Here is a 15,342-nt window from a genome sequence, read left to right on the forward strand (position 1 = left end):
ACCGCGTGTGGGAAGACGCGCGAAACCGCGTGGGGGTTCAGTCGGGGAGGGCGACGATGCGGGGCACCGGGCGGTCGGCGCCCACCGGGGCGCCGCGGCCAGCCGCCTCTGCGTCGTCCACCAGCCGGACGGCGTCGCCCTCGGCGACCACCGCCCCGCCGAACACCGCGGCGTTGACGCCACCGCGGCGCACCATCGCCTTCACCAGCCGCGCCCCGGTGAGCCGCTCCAGGTGCGCACACGGCGGGCAGCGCTTCATACCGAACAGCAGCGCGTCGCCCACGGCGAACCACCGGCCCACCAGCGAGGGCAGGTCGACCCCCGTGGTGACCAGGTTGCGGCGGGTGTCGCCGGTCCTGAGCGGCACGCCGACCTCGGCGGCCACCGCCGCGACGTCCTCCCGGTCGACGAGCGTCAGCTGCTTCTCCAGGTCCGGGTACTGCGCCCAGGTGCCGCCGCCCAGGGCGTACCGGTCGCCCTCCAGCCCCCGGCCGGCCAGCAGCCGGGCGGTGGGTACCCGCTCCATCGGCGCCGCCGCGGTCCGGGTGCGCCAGATCTCCAGCAGGGTCACGGGACCTCCAGGGTGGGGCGGCGCCGGCGGCGCGGCGGGGGGACGTCGTCGGCGCCCCGGGCGTCCAGCGCCTCGCTGACGTCGTGGGCCATCTGCAGCACCTGCACCAGCAGCGGGGCGACCGTCGTCCGCAGCGCGCGCAGGCCCCGCGGCGAACCGCCGCGGGCGGCCTGGGCGGCCCGGATCCGCTCGGTGCGCTCGAGCAGCACCGGGATGAACCGCAGCGCCATGGTGATCGCCAGGCCGACCCGCGCCGGGCGGACGCCGACCAGCCGCAGCGGGGCGCACAACCGCTCCACGACCGCCACCATCTCGGCGACCCGGGTCGTCGCGGTCACCACCGCCGCCGCCAGCACCAGCGTCAGCAGCCGGAGCGCGACGTGCGAGCCGGTGCGCAGGTCGCTGGTCAGCGCGTGCACCACCAGCAGCGCGAGCAGCCACCACCGGACGGCGCGGGCCTGCCGGGCCAGCACGGCCACCGGCAGCCGGGCCACGAGCAGCCCCACGGCGAGCACCCCGGCCAGCGCCGCGCCGGCCGCGGTCAGCGTCGGCAGCGCGAACAGCACGACGGCCAGGGCCGCCAGGCACAGCAGCTTGACCCCGGCCGGCAGCCGGTGCACCACGCTGCTCCGCGGCACGTAGAGGGCGAGGGTCACCGGTCGGCCATCAGGCTGCGGTAGGCGGCCACGGCCGTCCGCGGGTCGGCGTCCTCGACCACCCGGCCGGAGTCGACCACCAGCACCCGGTCGAAGCCGTCGAGCAGGTCGAGCTGGTGGGTCACCACCACCACCTGCTGCTCCAGGCCGGTGATGAGCTCGGCGATCCGGCGCGCGTTCACCAGGTCCAGCAGGGTCGTCGGCTCGTCGAAGACGATCCGGGCCGGCCGCATCACCAGCACCCCGGCGATCGCCAGCAGCTGCTTCTGCCCGCCCGACAGCAGGTGCGCCGGGTGGTCGGCGTGCCCGGCCAGCCCGTACCGGTCGAGCACCTCGGCCACCCGCACGGCCCGCTCCTCGGCCGGCACGCCCTGGTTCTCCAGCCCGTAGCCGACGTCCTCGGCGACGGTGGGGTGCACGATCTGCGCGTCCGGGTCCTGGAACACGAAGCCCACCCGGCGGCGGACCGCCCGCACCTGGGTGCTGGTGTCCAGCCCGTCGACGAGCACCCGCCCGGCCGTGGGCACCACCAGCCCGTTGAGCAGCCGCGCGAAGGTGCTCTTCCCCGACCCGTTGGCGCCGACGACGCCGACCCGGCCCTCGGTCAGGGTGAGGTCGATCCCGTCGAGCACGACCCGGTCGCCGTAGCGGTGCCCCACGCCGTGCAGCTCGATGCCGCGGCCGGGGTCGGCGACGTCAGCTCCGGCGGCGACCGCCCCGGGACGACGGAACCTCACCGGGCGCCGACGGCCCGCCGCGGACGCTCGATCACCGGGTAGCTGCGCCGCACCACGTCGGCGATGGTCGCCGCGGCGAAGGCCTTGACCAGGTCGCCGGGGACGAAGACGGCGGCGCCGCTCCACAGCGCCGTGTCCCACGGCAGGCCGGCGACCACCTTCAGCACGGGCACGCCGACCGCGTAGACCACCACGATCCCGCCGAGCACGTTGGCCAGCATGCCGACGGCGACGTTGTACCGGTCCCAGGTGCGCTCGGTGAGCCAGCCGACGACGGCGGCGGCCAGCGGCCAGCTGTAGAGGTAGCCCGCCGACGCCCCGGCGAAGGGCGCCAGGCCCCCGGCGCCGCTGGCCAGCAGGGGCAGCCCGATCGCGACGAGCACGAGGAACAGCAGGACGGCGAGGAACCCGCGCCGGGCGCCCAGCACGCTGCCGGCGAGCATGACGCCCAGCGTCTGCGCCGTGATGGGCACCGGGCCGACGTTGACGGCGGGCAGGGTGCCCAGCACCGCGATGATCGCGGCGAAGAGGGCGACGTACGCGAGGTCACGGGTCTTCACGGCGGCTCCTCCACAGGCAGCGGGCAGGGCTCCGGCGCCCTCGCGGAAGGTACCGGAGGCGGCGAGCGCCCGGTCGCCGCGGTCGCCCACCCGGTCGTCCGGGTGCTCGCAGTCGGTGGCTGGCCGCTCACCTGCAGGTACACCGGCCGGTTTGCTGGTGCCGCCCGACCCGTGTTGTGTGGAGGTCCTGAGCCCCTCGGCGAAGGCGGAAACAAGGCATGGCAACCGGGTGGTGGGCATCGCTGTGGTCGTGGACGCGACCCCTGCCGCAGCACGACTCCCCGGAGTCCGGGCAGCGGCCGGACCGGGTGCCCGACGGCTCCCGGCTCGCGCTGCCGCCCGGTGCCGACGCCCTCCCCGCCGACGACGATGTGGTCCAGCACCCGGCCGCGGCCGGTGCGTCGCACGACGGGACGGCTCCGCCGCCCCGGGTCCCCGTGCAGCCCGAGGCGCCCGGTCCGGCCGATCGACCCGGGTCACCCGACCCGGTGCGCAGCACCCCGCTGCGTCCCCCACCGAGAACGACAGGAGCCCCACCCGTGGCACAACTCGACAACGTCATCGCCGACCTGCTCGCGATCGACGGCGCCAGCGGCGCCGCCATCGTCGACATCGACAGCGGCATGGCCCTCGCGGCCGGCGGCACCCCCGGGTTCGACCTCAACGTCGCAGCGGCCGGCAACTCCAACGTGGTGCGTGCCAAGCTCCGCACGATCTCGGACCTGGAGCTCAAGGACGAGATCGAGGACATCCTGATCACGCTGCAGGGCCAGTACCACCTGATCAACGTGCTCAAGGGCTCGGGCAACTCCGGCCTGTTCATCTACCTGGTGCTCAACCGGGTGACGGCGAACCTGGCGCTGGCCCGGCACAAGCTGCGCGCCGTCGCCGGGGGCGTCGCGGTCTGACCGACGACCCCGCTGCCGTGACGGCAGCAGGGGCGCCCGCGGTGCGCCGGGCCGGCACCTCCCGTGGACGGGGGTCGGGGGAGGTGTCGGCCCGCGCGGCGTCGCGGGACCGACGGGCGCCGGCGGGGCAGGACCCTGCGGCGCCGGGTCAGGCGGCGCTGGGGGCGCTGGTGGCCTCGGCGATCCGGTCCCGGACGGCGTCCAGCGACGGGCCGCTGGTGTCGATCCACCGGTCCACCCGGCCGCCGGAGACGATCCCGACCCGGTCGCAGCACTCGGCCAGCTCGTCGGGGTCCACCGACACGACGACGACCGACGTCCCGCGCTCGGTGGCGTCGTCCAGCATCCGGCGCACCTGCTGCCGGGCGAGGACGTCGAGACCGCGGGTGGGCTCGTGCAGCACCACGACGTCCTCGGCGGACGTGGCCATCCACCGGGCGAGCGCCAGCTTGTGCTGGTCGCCGCCGGACAGCGCGCCGAAGACGGTGCGGATGCTCAGCGTCTTGACGTCCATCCGGTGCACGGTGCGGATGACCCCGCGGAGGGTGGCGATCTCCTTGCGCATGTCGCTCACCGCGCCCCAACGCTCCTGGGTGAGCGTGCGGGCGATGGTCTCGCCGGGGTCGACGCCGTAGGCGTCCTCGTCCGGGCGGTAGGCGGGCAGCCGCAGCGAGCCGTCGCCCAGTGACCGCGGCTCGCCGTGCAGCAGGAGCTCGTCGGTGATGGCCGGCAGCTCGCCGGACAGCGCGTCGGCGATCTGGCCGACGCCGGAGGAGCGGTGCCCGGTCAGCCCGATCACCTCGCCCCGCCGGACGGAGAGGTCCACGCCCTGGACGGCGCCGGGCACCCGCAGGTTGCGGACCTCCAGCACCACCTCCGCGGCCCGGGCCGGCTGCGCCCCGGCGGTGGCCGGCACCGCCGGACGGGCCTTCGGCGGGGCGGGCACCACGCGGGGCGTGGGCAGCACCGGCTCGCCCACGGTCTCGGCGGCCAGCCGCACCGGGTCCATCGCCTCGGCCGGGGTGTCCAGGGCGATGCGGCCGTCGCGCAGCACCAGCACCCGGTCGACCACCGCCAGCATCTCCGGCAGCCGGTGGCTGATGTAGAGCACGCCGCGGCCCTGCCGGCTGAGCCGTGCGGTGACCGCGTGCAGCCCGGTGACCTCGACCGGCAGCAGCGCGGCCGACACCTCGTCCAGCACCACCAGCCGGGTGTCCTCGGCGAGCACCCGGGCGATCTCGACCACGCCGTGCACGAAGTGCGGCAGCTCGCCGACCAGGGTGTCCGGGTCGACGTCGAACGCGACCTCGTTGAGCAGCACCTGGGCCTGCCGGGCCAGCTCCGCCTGCGGCCGGCCGGCCTGTGGCGTCCCGCGGAACACCGCCTGCGCGACGGTCAGGCCCGGGTCGATCCGGACCAGCTGCTCGACCACGCCGACGCCGAGGTGCCGGGCGTCGGCAGCCGACAGGGGGGCGTAGGGGTGGCCCTGCAGGGTCATCGCGCCGGAGTCGGCCGCGGTGATGCCGGCGAGGATGTCGCCGAGGGTCGACTTGCCGGCGCCGTTGGTCCCGACGAGCCCCACTACCTCGCCCTCGTCGAGGCTGAAGGAGACGTCACGCAGGACCCGGCGGGCCCCGAAGGACTTCGTCAGGGCTTCGACCTGCAGCAGCGTCATGGGCGGGCGAACCTCCGTCGAGAGGGTCCCCGACTCGGGTCGGCGGACAGTGGTCCCAGCGTCCCCCGCGACGCTGTGTAACTACGGCGATGCTACCTGCCGCGGGGGAGTCCGCCTCCCGAGAGGCGGTCTGCGGACGGTGGGGACGGCAGTGGTCAGGCGGCCAGCCAGACGGCGCCGTCCACCGGCACCTGCCCGTCGGAGACCGGGTCGCTGGCCAGCAGCACCTGCCCCTCCGGCAGCGGCACCGGGGCGCCGGACAGGTTGAGCAGGCAGACCAGCCCGCCGGGGCGGCGGAACACCAGGCACCCGTCGGGCGCCGGCAGCCACTCGAGACCGTCGCCGTCGAAGGCCGGGGAGCTGCGCCGCAGGCGGAGGGCGTCCCGGTACAGCGACAGCATCGAGCCGGGGTCGCCGGCCTGCGCCTCGGCGGAGAGCGGGCCCCAGCCGGCCGGCATGGGCAGCCAGGTGCCGGCGGTGGTGGAGAACCCGTAGGGCGGCTGGTCACCCGACCACGGCACCGGGACCCGGCAGCCGTCCCGGCCGCGCTCGGTGTGCCCGGAGCGCTCCCAGATCGGGTCCTGCAGCACCTCGTCGGGCAGGTCGACGTCGGGCATGCCGAGCTCGTCGCCGTTGTAGACGTAGGCGACCCCGGGCAGGGCCAGCTGCAGCAGCGCCGCGGCCCGCGCCCGCCGGGTGCCCACCTCGCCGCCGCCGTAGCGGGTGACGTGCCGCGGCCGGTCGTGGTTGGACAGCACCCAGCAGGCCGGGGCCGGGGTCGAGGCCACCGTGGCCAGCGAGTGCTCCACCGCCGTCCGCAGCTCGGCCGGGTCCCACTCGGCGGTCAGCAGCCGGAAGTTGAAGGCCAGGTGCAGCTCGTCGTCCCGGAGGTACTGGGCCAGCCGCTCGTCGTCGAAGACCCACACCTCGCCGACCGCCATCCGGTCGGGGTACTGGTCGAGCACCGCGCGCACCCGCCGGTGCAGCAGGTGCACCTGGTCCTGGTCGAAGCGCAGGTCGCCCGGGCCGTCGTCGGCGAACAGCCCGGTGTCCTCGACCGGGACCATGTCCGGCAGGCCGGCCGGCTTGGCCATGCCGTGCGCGACGTCGATCCGGAAGCCGTCCACTCCCCGGTCCAGCCAGAAGTGCAGCGTCTCCTCGAGGTCGGCGACGACCTCGGGGTTCGTGTAGTCCAGGTCCGGCTGCTCGGGTGCGAACAGGTGCAGGTACCACTGCCCGTCGGCGACCCGGGTCCAGGCCGGTCCGCCGAACACCGAGGGCCAGTTGTTCGGCGGCTCGCTGCCGTCCGGTCCGCGCCCGTCCCGGAACAGGTAGCGGCCCCGCGCCGGCGAGCCCGGCGGGGACGCCAGCGCCTCCTGGAACCACTCGTGGTCGTGCGAGCTGTGGTTGGGGACCAGGTCGATGGTCACCCGGATGCCCAGCGCGTGGGCGTCGGCGAGCAGCGCGTCGAAGCCTGGCAGGTCGCCGAAGACCGGCTCGACGCCGCGGGGGTCGGCGACGTCGTAGCCGTGGTCGGCCATCGGGGAGGGGTAGAACGGCGTGATCCACAGCGCGTCGACACCCAGGTCGGACAGGTAGGGCAGCCGGGACCGGATGCCGGCCAGGTCACCGACGCCGTCACCGGTCTCGTCGGCGAAGCTCCGGACGTAGACCTGGTAGAAGACGGCGTCCCGCCACCAGGTGGCGCTCGCGGCGGGCAGGGTGGTCGGGTGCTGGCTCAGCGGAGGCTCCCTGGGCGGTGGGTCGGCGCGGGGTCAGTGGGCTCCGAGCGTGCCGCCGGCCTCGTCGGGCCAACGGTTCTGCATGCTGCGGGCCGCCATCTCCAGGTAACCCCACAACGTCGCGTCCTGCTCGGCGGGCAGCTCCAGGGAGTCGACCGCGGCCCGCATGTGGGTCAGCCAGGCGTCCCGGGCCAGGTCGTCGATCGCGAAGGGCGCGTGCCGCATCCGCAGCCGGGGGTGGCCGCGCTGCTCGGAGTAGGTCCGCGGACCGCCCCAGTACTGCTCCAGGAACATCAGCAGCCGGGTCTCCGCGCCGGCCCAGTCGTCGGCCGGGTACATCGGCCGGAGCACCGGGTCCTCGCGCACCCCGGCGTAGAAGCGCGCGACGAGGGCGCGGAACGTCGGTTCGCCACCGATCTCGTCGTAGAAGGTGCGCGCCGACGGCAGCGACTGGCTCATGCCACCGATCGTCCCTCAGCCCGGGACACCGGGGCCACGTGGGCAGGATCTCCTCCGCCGGCGGCGGCGACCGGGAGCGGCGCCCGGCGCAGCGCGACCAGCGGACCGACCACGGCGAGCAGGCCCAGGGCGCCGCAGAGGGCGACCACCGTCGCCGGCCGGAGCACCTCCGCGCCCAGCCCGGCCAGGACGACGCCGAGCCCCTGCACGCCGGCGAGACCGGCGCCGGCGACCCCGAACGCCCGCCCCCGGTAGGCGCTGGGCACCGCCTGCACGAACGCGACGTTGAGCGGGATGCTGCAGGCGCCGCCGATGCCGGCCAGGAACAGCAGGACGAGCACCGCGGCGTAGGCGGCGGTGCCGCGGTCGAGCACCAACGGCACCAGCCCGGCCAGCAGCACCCCGACCAGCGACAGCGCCAGCAGCGGGGCGAGCAGCCGGTCGCGGACGTGCGGCGGGCAGAACCGGCCGATGACCAGGCCGCCCACCGCGGTGCCGGCCGGGTTCGCGGCCAGCAGCAGCCCGGTGGCGGCGAGCGTGCCCTGGACCTGCAGCGCCAGCGGCGTGGCGATGCCCTCCGGGGCGTTCACGAACAGCGCGGCCACCCAGGTCAGGCCGACGATGGCGCGCAGCCGGGGCGCGGCCGCGATGAGCCGCACGCCGCTGCGGGTGGCCGCCCACAGCGAGCCGTCGATCCCGTCGCCCGCGTCGGGCACCGGCGCCGGCCGGGCGCGCAGCCGCACCGCGAGCCACACCGCGGACACCGCGAACGTGGCCGCGTTGATCAGCAGCGCGACCGAGGGGGAGAAGCTGACCAGCAGCGCACCGCCGACCACGAACCCGAACAGCTGGGAGACCTGCGCGGTGATGCCGGTGAGCGCGGTGGCCACGGCGTACCGGTCCCCGTGCAGGACGTCGGCCATCAGCGCCGACCGGGCGGCCTCGAACGGTGGTGCGCACAACGAGACGGCCAGCAGCAGACCCAGCAGCACCGGCATCGGCACGCCCGGCACCGCCATCAGCGCCACGAGCAGGGCGCGGGTGACGTCGCTGGCGATGAGCACCCGGTGCCGGGGGAACCGGTCGGCCAGCGAGGCCAGCACCGGGCCGCCCAGCAGCCAGGGCAGGTAGCTGATGGCGAAGGTGACCGCGGACAGCAGGGCCGAGTTCGTCCGCTGGTAGACCAGGACGGTCAGCGCCACCCGGGCCAGCTCGTCGCCGACCGTGGACAGCAGGTAGGAACCGAAGAGCGGGCGGAACTCGCGGACCGAGAAGACCTCGCTGAACGTGGCCGGGCGGCCGGACGACGCGCGTCGTCCGGCTGGGTGGCCGCTCAGGACGGACCCGCGCAGACAGCGGCGCGGGGGCGGGGACGGCTGCGCAGCCGGTGGCGCCGCGCGAGACCGGACGGTCTCGTGATCACCGCCTGTGCGCAGTTCATGGCGGGGAGTGTTGCACCTGGAGTGGGTGCCGGTCGACCACCCCTGGTGCCGCGACGCGTGGTGTCCACCCTTCCCTGGTGTCCGGCGGCCCCGGGCAAACGCCCCGGTCAGGGCGTCGTCGCTCCCCGTGACGGGCCGCCGGGGCCGTCCTCACGCGGCCGGTGGGGTCAGCCCGGTGTGCGCCGCCAGGAAGGCCAGCTGGTCGGCGGCCAGCCCGACGGTGCGGCTCACCGCCCGCGCGCCGTGGCCCACCGACAGCTCGCGGCGCAGCACGATCGGCGCCTCGGCGCTGGTGGCGTGCTGGAGCGCCGCGGCCAGCTTGCGGGCGTGCAGCGGGTCGACCCGGGTGTCGGACTCGAACGTCGTGAACAGCACCGCCGGGTAGCCGGTCCCCTCGACCACCCGGTGGTAGGGCGAGTAGCCCAGCAGCCAGCCGAGCTCGGTCGGATCGGCCGCCGTGCCGTACTCGTCGTTCCAGGTGCGCCCCAGGCCGAACAGCTCGTACCGGACCATGTCCAGCAGCGGCGCGCTGCACACCACGGCGGCGACGAGGTCGGGGTGCTGGGTGGTCATCGCGCCGACGAGCAGCCCGCCGTTGGAGCCGCCCATCACCGCCAGCTGGGCCGGCGTCGTCCAGCCCCCGGCGACCAGGTGCCCGGCCGCGGCGGCGAAGTCGTCGAACACGTTCTGCTTGCGCTCGCGCATGCCGGCCCGGTGCCACTCCTCGCCGTGCTCGGAGCCGCCCCGCAGGTTGGCCACCACCCACACCCCGCCGGCGGCGACCCAGGCCAGCGCCTGGGCGCTGTAGGCGGGCGTGAGGGAGACGTTGAAGCCGCCGTAGCCGTAGAGCACGGTCGGCCGCGGGGTGTCCGGCGTGCCGGTCCCGGAGAGCACGAACAGGTGGACCGGCGTCCCGTCGGGCGAGGTCGCGTGCGTCTCCAGCACCTGCAGGGCCGGGACGGCGCCGGCGACGGGGGCCTGCTCGTGGGAGGTGAGCGCGGCCGGGTCGGCGGTGTCCCAGCGCAGCACCGAGGGCGGGGTCGCGTAGTCGGTGAACCCGACCCAGGCCGTCGTCCCGCCCTCCGGCGGCGCGCTCACCCCGGACACGCTGCCGGGCCGCAGGTCGGTCACCTGGGCCAGCCGGCCGGAGCCGTCCGCCGCCCACAGCGAGAGCCGGTCGGTGGCGTCGACGGCGTGCACGGCGAGCACCTGCACGCCGCCGTCCGGGCCGTCGACCAGGGCGAGGTCGGAGAGCACGCCGTCGGGCTGCTGCGGGACGACCTCCTGCCACGCCGACGGCGCCCAGGTGGCCGGGTCGGCCGGGTCGGCCACCACCAGCCGGCTGCGGGGGGCGTCCCGGTCGGTGTGCAGCCACAGCCGGCCGTCGCGCGGCACCCAGGCGGTGAGCTGGGCGTCCACCCCGACCTGCAGCTCGCGGAGGACGCCGTCCCCGGCCAGGTCGGCCAGCCAGACGTCGTCCCGCGGGGCGGTGCCCACGGACGCGGAGACGACCAGCCAGCGGCCGTCGGCGCTGGTGCGGGCGCCGAAGTAGGTGGCCGCGTCGCTGCCCTCGCCGTGGACCAGGACGTCGGCGTCCGGGTCGCTGCCCACCCGGTGGCGCCACACCCGGCGGTGGAACTGCTGCTCGCCGGCCGGCACCAGCTCCGGCGCGAGCCGCCGGACGTAGAACAGCTCCTCCCCGCCCGGCAGCCAGGCGACGGGGGAGTAGCGGCAGCGGTCGACCGGGCCCTCGAGCAGCTCACCGGTGCCCACGTCCAGCACGAACAGCTGCGACTCCTCGTCGCCACCGACCGACACCTGGTAGGCCAGCCGGTCGCCCTCCCACGACGGCGACCAGGCGTCCAGCGTGGTGGTGCCGGCCGGGTCCAGCGCCATCGGGTCGACGAGCACCCGCACGGTGCCGTCGGGCTCGGTCACCCGCAGCACCGCGTGCTCCTGGCCGGGGTCGCGGCGGGTCGAGAAGGCCCGGCCGTGGCGCCACACCGGCAGGCCGACCGCGCCGGACCGGACGAGCTCGGTCAGCTGCGCGGCGAAGGCGGGCCGGCCCGGCAGGCCGGCGAGCAGCCCGGCGGCGAGGTCGTCCTGCGCGGCGGCCCAGGCCGCCGTCCGGGGGTCGTCGGCGTCCTCCAGCCACCGGTAGGGGTCGGCGACCGAGTGGCCGTGCAGGTCCTCGACCAGGTCCAGGCGGGGGGCTTCGGGGTAGCGCACGGACCGACCGTATCCGTGGGCACCGACCGGTCGACGTCCCGTACCACACGGCGACAGTGCAGGATGAGGGTGCCTGTGGGCTGTCGAAGCCGTCGGTGGCCACGGGCAGTCGGAGGTGTCCCGTGTCGATCACCGCACTCGGGTCGTCGTCCGCGCCGGCCCACGCCAGCGCCCGCCACGACCTCTCGCTCGCCCCTGCGCCTGCCCCGGCGACGGTCATGACCGGGGCGACCCTGCTGCTCAACGCCACCTACGAGCCGTTGTGCGTGGTCTCCAGCCGCCGCGCGATCGTGCTCGTCCTGGCCGCCAAGGCCGAGGCCGTCGACGTCACCGACGCCGAGGTGCACGCCGAGCGGCTCACCCTGGCCGTGCCGATCGTGGTCCGGCTGACCCGGTACGTCCGGGTGCCCTACCCGGTCACCGTCCCGCTGTCCCGCCGCGCCGTCTTCACCCGGGACGGGTCCACCTGCGTGTACTGCGGCGGGTCGGCGACGAGCATCGACCACGTGGTGCCGCGCAGCCGCGGCGGCACCCACACCTGGGACAACGTGGTGGCGGCCTGTCGGCGGTGCAACCACACCAAGGCCGACCGGTCGCTGGCCGAGATGGGCTGGTCGCTCCCGCACCCGCCCGGTGCGCCCAGCGGCGCGGCCTGGCGGCTGCTGGGGCACCGCACGGTCGACCCGCGGTGGCGGGAGTGGCTGGGCATGCCCGAGTCCGTCAGCGCCTGAGGCGGCCCCGTGACCGGCGACCCGGCGCCTGACGTCCGGCGCCTCTGGGCGCTGGCCGAGCCGTTCCACGCGCTGACCTACTTCGCCGACGAGGCGCGGGTGGCCTTCGGCGCCGCCGGCCTGCACGGGTTCTGGGCGGGTTACTTCGCCGGGCGGGCCGCGCCGCTGGGCGCCGTCGGGCTGGCGGTGGTGACGGCGACCTTCGCCTCCTTCGCGCCGGCGTTCGTGGCCCGGCGGGTCCCGGGCATCTGGACGACGACCTCGCCGGAGCAGGCGCTGGCCGCCCGGCTGGCCGGGGTCGACGCCGCCGTGCAGCGGGCGCTGCCCGGCTGGGCCGGCTCGGCGGACGCGGCCGAGGCGGCCGCGCTGGCCCGGCGGGCGGCGGAGGCGGTCGACCTGCCGGGGCGGCCGCTGGCCGCGGCGAACGCGACGCTGCCGGAGCCGGACCGGCCGCACCTGGCGCTGTGGCAGGCGCTGACGACGCTGCGGGAGCACCGCGGCGACGGCCACCTGGCGACGCTGCTGCAGCGCGACCTGCTGGGGCTGCCCGCCCTGGTGCTCGCCGCGGCGGCCGGCGTGAGCGACGCGGAGTGGCTGCAGCGGGCCCGCGGCTGGTCGCCGGCGGAATGGACGGTGGCCGCCGACGCGCTGACCGCCCGCGGCCTGCTCGCCGGGGGAGCGCTCACCGCCGACGGGATCGCCGTCCGGGCGGCCGTGGAGGACGACACCGACCGGCTGGCGCGCGGACCGTGGGCGGCGCTCGGCGCCGCCGGCTGCGACCGCCTGGCCGAGCTGCTGGTACCGGTGCGGCACGCCGTCGTGGCGATCGGCGACTGGCCGGCCCACAACCCGATCGGCGTCCCCGAGCCGCCGTCCTGACTCAGGTGACCCGGCGGCGCGCGGTCGGGTAGCCGTGGTGCGCGCCCTCGGCGAGCACCGTGCGGAGCCGGTCCATCGCGTCCCAGACGTCGACGAACCGGGTGTACAGCGGCGCCGGGCCGAGCCGCAGCCGGTCCGGCGTCCGGAAGTCGGGGACGACGCCGCGGTCGACCAGCGCCTGGGTCAGCTGCCAGGCCTGCGGGTGGGCGAGGCTGACGTGCGACCCCCGTCGGGCGGCCTCCCGCGGTGAGGCGACGGTCACGCCGTCTCCGGCCAGCCACGCGTCGGCCAGCGCGACCAGCAGGCCGGTCAGCGCCTGGCCCTTGGCGGCCAGCCGCCCGATGCCGGCCTCCGCGGTCAGCCGGGCGCCGACCTCGACGGCGGCCATGGCGACCACCGGGGGAGTGCCGACGGCGAACCGGTCCACGCCGTCGGCCGGGTCGTACGCCGTGCCCATGTCGAACTGGTCGCGCTGGCCGAACCAGCCCCAGATCGGCTGGCGCAGCTGCTCCTGCAGCTCCTGCCGCACGTAGAGGAACGCCGGCGCCCCCGGGCCGCCGTTGAGGTACTTGTAGGTGCAGCCGACGGCCAGGTCGGCGCCGGCCGCGGTGAGGTCGGCGGGCACCGCGCCCGCCGCGTGGCTGAGGTCCCACAGGACGAGAGCGCCGGCGTCCCGGGCCAGCCGGGTCACCTCGGCGAGGTCGACCAGCGCACCGGAGCGGTAGGCGACCTGGGACAGCACCACCACGGCGACCCGCTCGTCCAGCGCCGCGGTCAGCACGTCGAGGTCGAGGCCGGTGTCGATGTGCGCGTCCACCTCGCGGACCGTCATGCCGCGCGCCTGGGCGACCCCGGCGACGATGTACCGGTCGGTCGGGAAGTCGTCAGCGCAGCAGACCAGCACGTCGCGGCCCGGGCGGGCGTCGGCGCCGGCGACCAGCAGCTTGTAGAGGTCGACGCTCGTCGTGTCGGCGACCAGCACCTCGCCGGGGCGGGCGCCCAGCACGCCGGCGGCCAGCACGTCGCCGATCCGGCGGGACTGCTCGACCCAGCTGCTCCAGGAGCCGACCAGCCCGCGACCCCACTCCTCCTCGACCACCCGGGCGACCGCGGCCGGCGTCTCCACCGGCAGCCGGCCCAGCGAGTTGCCGTCCATGTACAGCAGGCCGTCGTCCACCCCGGCGAAGCGGGAGCGGAAGCCGGCCAGCGGGTCGGCGTCGTCGAGGGCGGCGGCCGCAGCGCGGGAGAGGTCCACGGCGCCATGCTCTCGCAGCCGCTAGCGTCCCCGGCCGTGACCTCCTCGACCGGCACCCAGCTGCACGACCTGACCGCGCTCGAGCAGGCCTCGGCCGTGCGGGCACGCCAGGTGAGCCCGACAGAGCTGGTCGAGCACGCGCTGAGCCGGATCGAGGCGCTGGACCCAGGGATCGGCGCCTTCATCACCGTCACCGCCGACCGGGCGCGGGCAGCCGCCGCGCGGGCCGACCAGGCGGTCGTGGGAGGCGCCGAGCTGCCGCCGCTGCACGGCGTCCCGACCGCGATCAAGGACCTGAACAACACCGCCGGCGTGCGGACGACGTTCGGCTCGCGGGTGCTCGCCGAGTTCGTGCCCGACGTGGACGACGCCGTGGTCACCGCCCTGGCCGCCGCTGGGACCATCAGCCTGGGCAAGACCAACACCCCCGAGTTCGGCTTCCCCTGCTACACCGACAACGACCTGGTCGGCCCCGCCCGCTGCCCCTGGGACACCTCCCTGCTGGCCGGTGGCTCCAGCGGAGGCGCGGCCGCCGCGGTCGCCGCCGGGCTGCTGCCCTTCGCCCAGGGCTCTGACGGCGGCGGGTCGATCCGCATCCCGGCCGGCATCAACGGCCTGTTCGGCATCAAGCCCAGCCGTGGCCGGGTGAGCAACGGCCCCTACGCCTCGGAGGCGACCGCGCTCGGGGTCCAGGGGCCGCTGGCGCGCACCGTGCGGGACGCCGCCGCGATGCTGGACGCGATGGCCGGACCGGTGACCGGCGACCCGTTCTGGGCGGCGCCGCTGCCGGCCGGCGAGACGTTCCTCGGCCACGCCGACCGCACGCCGGGCACGCTCCGGATCGGCCGCTACCTGGACCCCGGCATGCCCGGCGCGGAGCTGGACCCGGAGGTGCTGGCGGCCTACGAGGACGCCTCGGCCCTGCTGGCCGGGCTCGGCCACGAGGTCGAGGACCTGCCCGCCGGGCCGCCCACCGAGGCGATCTTCCCGTCGTTCGAGGTGGTGTGGGCGCTGTCGGCCACCACGCTGCCGGTGCCGGAGGCCGCGGTGCCGCACCTGCGGCCGCTCACCCGCTTCCTGCGCGAGCGGGGGCTGGCGCTGTCGGCCCGGGACGCCATGGAGGCGATGTTCACGCTGCGGCTGTTCGCCCGCCGGTTCATCCAGGCGACCAGCGGCTACGACGTCCTGCTCGCCCCGATCTGCACGACGACGCCGCGGCCGGTCGGCTGGTTCGGCGACGACGGCCCCGAGGACTTCGAGCGGCAGAAGCGCTACGCCGCCTTCCCGGCCGTCTACAACGTCACCGGGCAGCCCGCGGTCAGCGTCCCGCTGTGGTGGACGGCGTCCGGGCTGCCCGTCGGCACCATGCTGGTCGGGCGTCCGGCCGACGAGGCCACGCTCATCTCGCTGTCCGCGCAGCTGGAGGCGGCCCGCCCCTGGGCACACCGCCACCCCGGCGTCTGGTGACCTGCCGGGCCGCGGCACCGACGTCCCGGTA

The 15,342-nt window shown here is 76.1% G+C and carries 14 protein-coding genes; 4 read left to right on the forward strand and 10 right to left on the reverse strand.

Annotated elements, in window-relative coordinates; genetic code table 11:
- Window positions 1-37 precede the first annotated feature (37 nt).
- From HL054_RS03040 to HL054_RS03055, 4 genes are read right to left on the reverse strand one after another with little or no spacing between them, the layout of a single operon-like run.
- Complete coding sequence (locus HL054_RS03040) at window positions 38-571, reverse strand: MOSC domain-containing protein (RefSeq protein ID WP_369137238.1); 534 nt, start codon at window positions 569-571, stop codon at window positions 38-40.
- Complete coding sequence (locus tag HL054_RS03045; RefSeq protein WP_369137239.1) at window positions 568-1,227, reverse strand: energy-coupling factor transporter transmembrane component T family protein; 660 nt, start codon at window positions 1,225-1,227, stop codon at window positions 568-570. The genes HL054_RS03040 and HL054_RS03045 overlap by 4 nt, the downstream gene beginning before the upstream one ends.
- On the reverse strand, window positions 1,224-1,964 hold the full coding sequence (locus tag HL054_RS03050; RefSeq protein ID WP_369137241.1) for an energy-coupling factor ABC transporter ATP-binding protein: 741 nt from the start codon (window positions 1,962-1,964) through the stop codon (window positions 1,224-1,226). Before HL054_RS03050 ends, HL054_RS03045 begins: the two co-directional genes overlap by 4 nt.
- Complete coding sequence (locus HL054_RS03055; protein WP_369137242.1) at window positions 1,961-2,524, reverse strand: biotin transporter BioY; 564 nt, start codon at window positions 2,522-2,524, stop codon at window positions 1,961-1,963. Before HL054_RS03055 ends, HL054_RS03050 begins: the two co-directional genes overlap by 4 nt.
- A 539-nt stretch (window positions 2,525-3,063) precedes the next feature.
- On the opposite strand from HL054_RS03055, the gene HL054_RS03060 reads away from it, so the two are divergent.
- Complete coding sequence (locus HL054_RS03060; protein WP_369137244.1) at window positions 3,064-3,432, forward strand: hypothetical protein; 369 nt, start codon at window positions 3,064-3,066, stop codon at window positions 3,430-3,432.
- A 148-nt stretch (window positions 3,433-3,580) separates the two neighbouring features.
- Here HL054_RS03060 and HL054_RS03065 read toward each other — a convergent pair whose 3' ends face one another.
- The 5 genes from HL054_RS03065 to HL054_RS03085 all read right to left on the reverse strand — a co-directional run bounded on the left by HL054_RS03065 (window position 3,581) and on the right by HL054_RS03085 (window position 10,979).
- Window positions 3,581-5,107 carry an ATP-binding cassette domain-containing protein gene (locus HL054_RS03065; protein WP_369137245.1) on the reverse strand — a complete coding sequence of 509 codons (1,527 nt, stop codon included), beginning with the start codon at window positions 5,105-5,107 and terminating at the stop codon, window positions 3,581-3,583.
- Window positions 5,108-5,262: 155 nt separating this feature from the next.
- Window positions 5,263-6,849 carry a glycoside hydrolase family 13 protein gene (locus tag HL054_RS03070; RefSeq protein WP_369137966.1) on the reverse strand — a complete coding sequence of 529 codons (1,587 nt, stop codon included), beginning with the start codon at window positions 6,847-6,849 and terminating at the stop codon, window positions 5,263-5,265.
- Between the two features lie 33 nt (window positions 6,850-6,882).
- On the reverse strand, window positions 6,883-7,308 hold the full coding sequence (locus HL054_RS03075) for a globin (protein WP_369137247.1): 426 nt from the start codon (window positions 7,306-7,308) through the stop codon (window positions 6,883-6,885).
- Window positions 7,305-8,660, reverse strand: coding sequence for an MFS transporter (locus tag HL054_RS03080; protein ID WP_369137967.1), 1,356 nt, complete (start codon window positions 8,658-8,660; stop codon window positions 7,305-7,307). Before HL054_RS03080 ends, HL054_RS03075 begins: the two co-directional genes overlap by 4 nt.
- Window positions 8,661-8,900: 240 nt before the next feature.
- Window positions 8,901-10,979 carry a prolyl oligopeptidase family serine peptidase gene (locus HL054_RS03085; RefSeq protein ID WP_369137248.1) on the reverse strand — a complete coding sequence of 693 codons (2,079 nt, stop codon included), beginning with the start codon at window positions 10,977-10,979 and terminating at the stop codon, window positions 8,901-8,903.
- 122 nt (window positions 10,980-11,101) lie between these two features.
- On the opposite strand from HL054_RS03085, the gene HL054_RS03090 reads away from it, so the two are divergent.
- Together HL054_RS03090 and HL054_RS03095 are read left to right on the forward strand one after the other, a co-directional pair.
- A complete protein-coding gene (locus HL054_RS03090) occupies window positions 11,102-11,710 on the forward strand; it encodes an HNH endonuclease (RefSeq protein ID WP_440347910.1) in 609 nt (202 codons plus the stop codon).
- Window positions 11,711-11,719: 9 nt separating this feature from the next.
- Window positions 11,720-12,589, forward strand: coding sequence for an SCO6745 family protein (locus HL054_RS03095; protein WP_369137249.1), 870 nt, complete (start codon window positions 11,720-11,722; stop codon window positions 12,587-12,589).
- A gap of 1 nt (window position 12,590) precedes the next feature.
- Here HL054_RS03095 and kynU read toward each other — a convergent pair whose 3' ends face one another.
- Window positions 12,591-13,844: a kynureninase gene (gene kynU / locus HL054_RS03100; protein WP_369137250.1), complete on the reverse strand. Its 1,254-nt coding sequence runs from the start codon at window positions 13,842-13,844 to the stop codon at window positions 12,591-12,593.
- A 36-nt stretch (window positions 13,845-13,880) separates the two neighbouring features.
- On the opposite strand from kynU, the gene HL054_RS03105 reads away from it, so the two are divergent.
- Window positions 13,881-15,311, forward strand: coding sequence for an amidase (locus tag HL054_RS03105; protein WP_369137251.1), 1,431 nt, complete (start codon window positions 13,881-13,883; stop codon window positions 15,309-15,311).
- The last annotated feature ends 31 nt before the right edge of the window (window positions 15,312-15,342 follow it).

This window comes from Modestobacter versicolor, assembly GCF_041028285.1.
GTDB lineage: Bacteria > Actinomycetota > Actinomycetes > Mycobacteriales > Geodermatophilaceae > Modestobacter > Modestobacter versicolor_A.

Coding starts and splice junctions, on each gene's coding strand:
- HL054_RS03065 (WP_369137245.1), bottom strand. CDS start 5,107: ATGACGCTGCTGCAGGTCGAAGCCCTGACGAAGTCCTTCGGGGCCCGC.
- HL054_RS03075 (WP_369137247.1), bottom strand. CDS start 7,308: ATGAGCCAGTCGCTGCCGTCGGCGCGCACCTTCTACGACGAGATCGGT.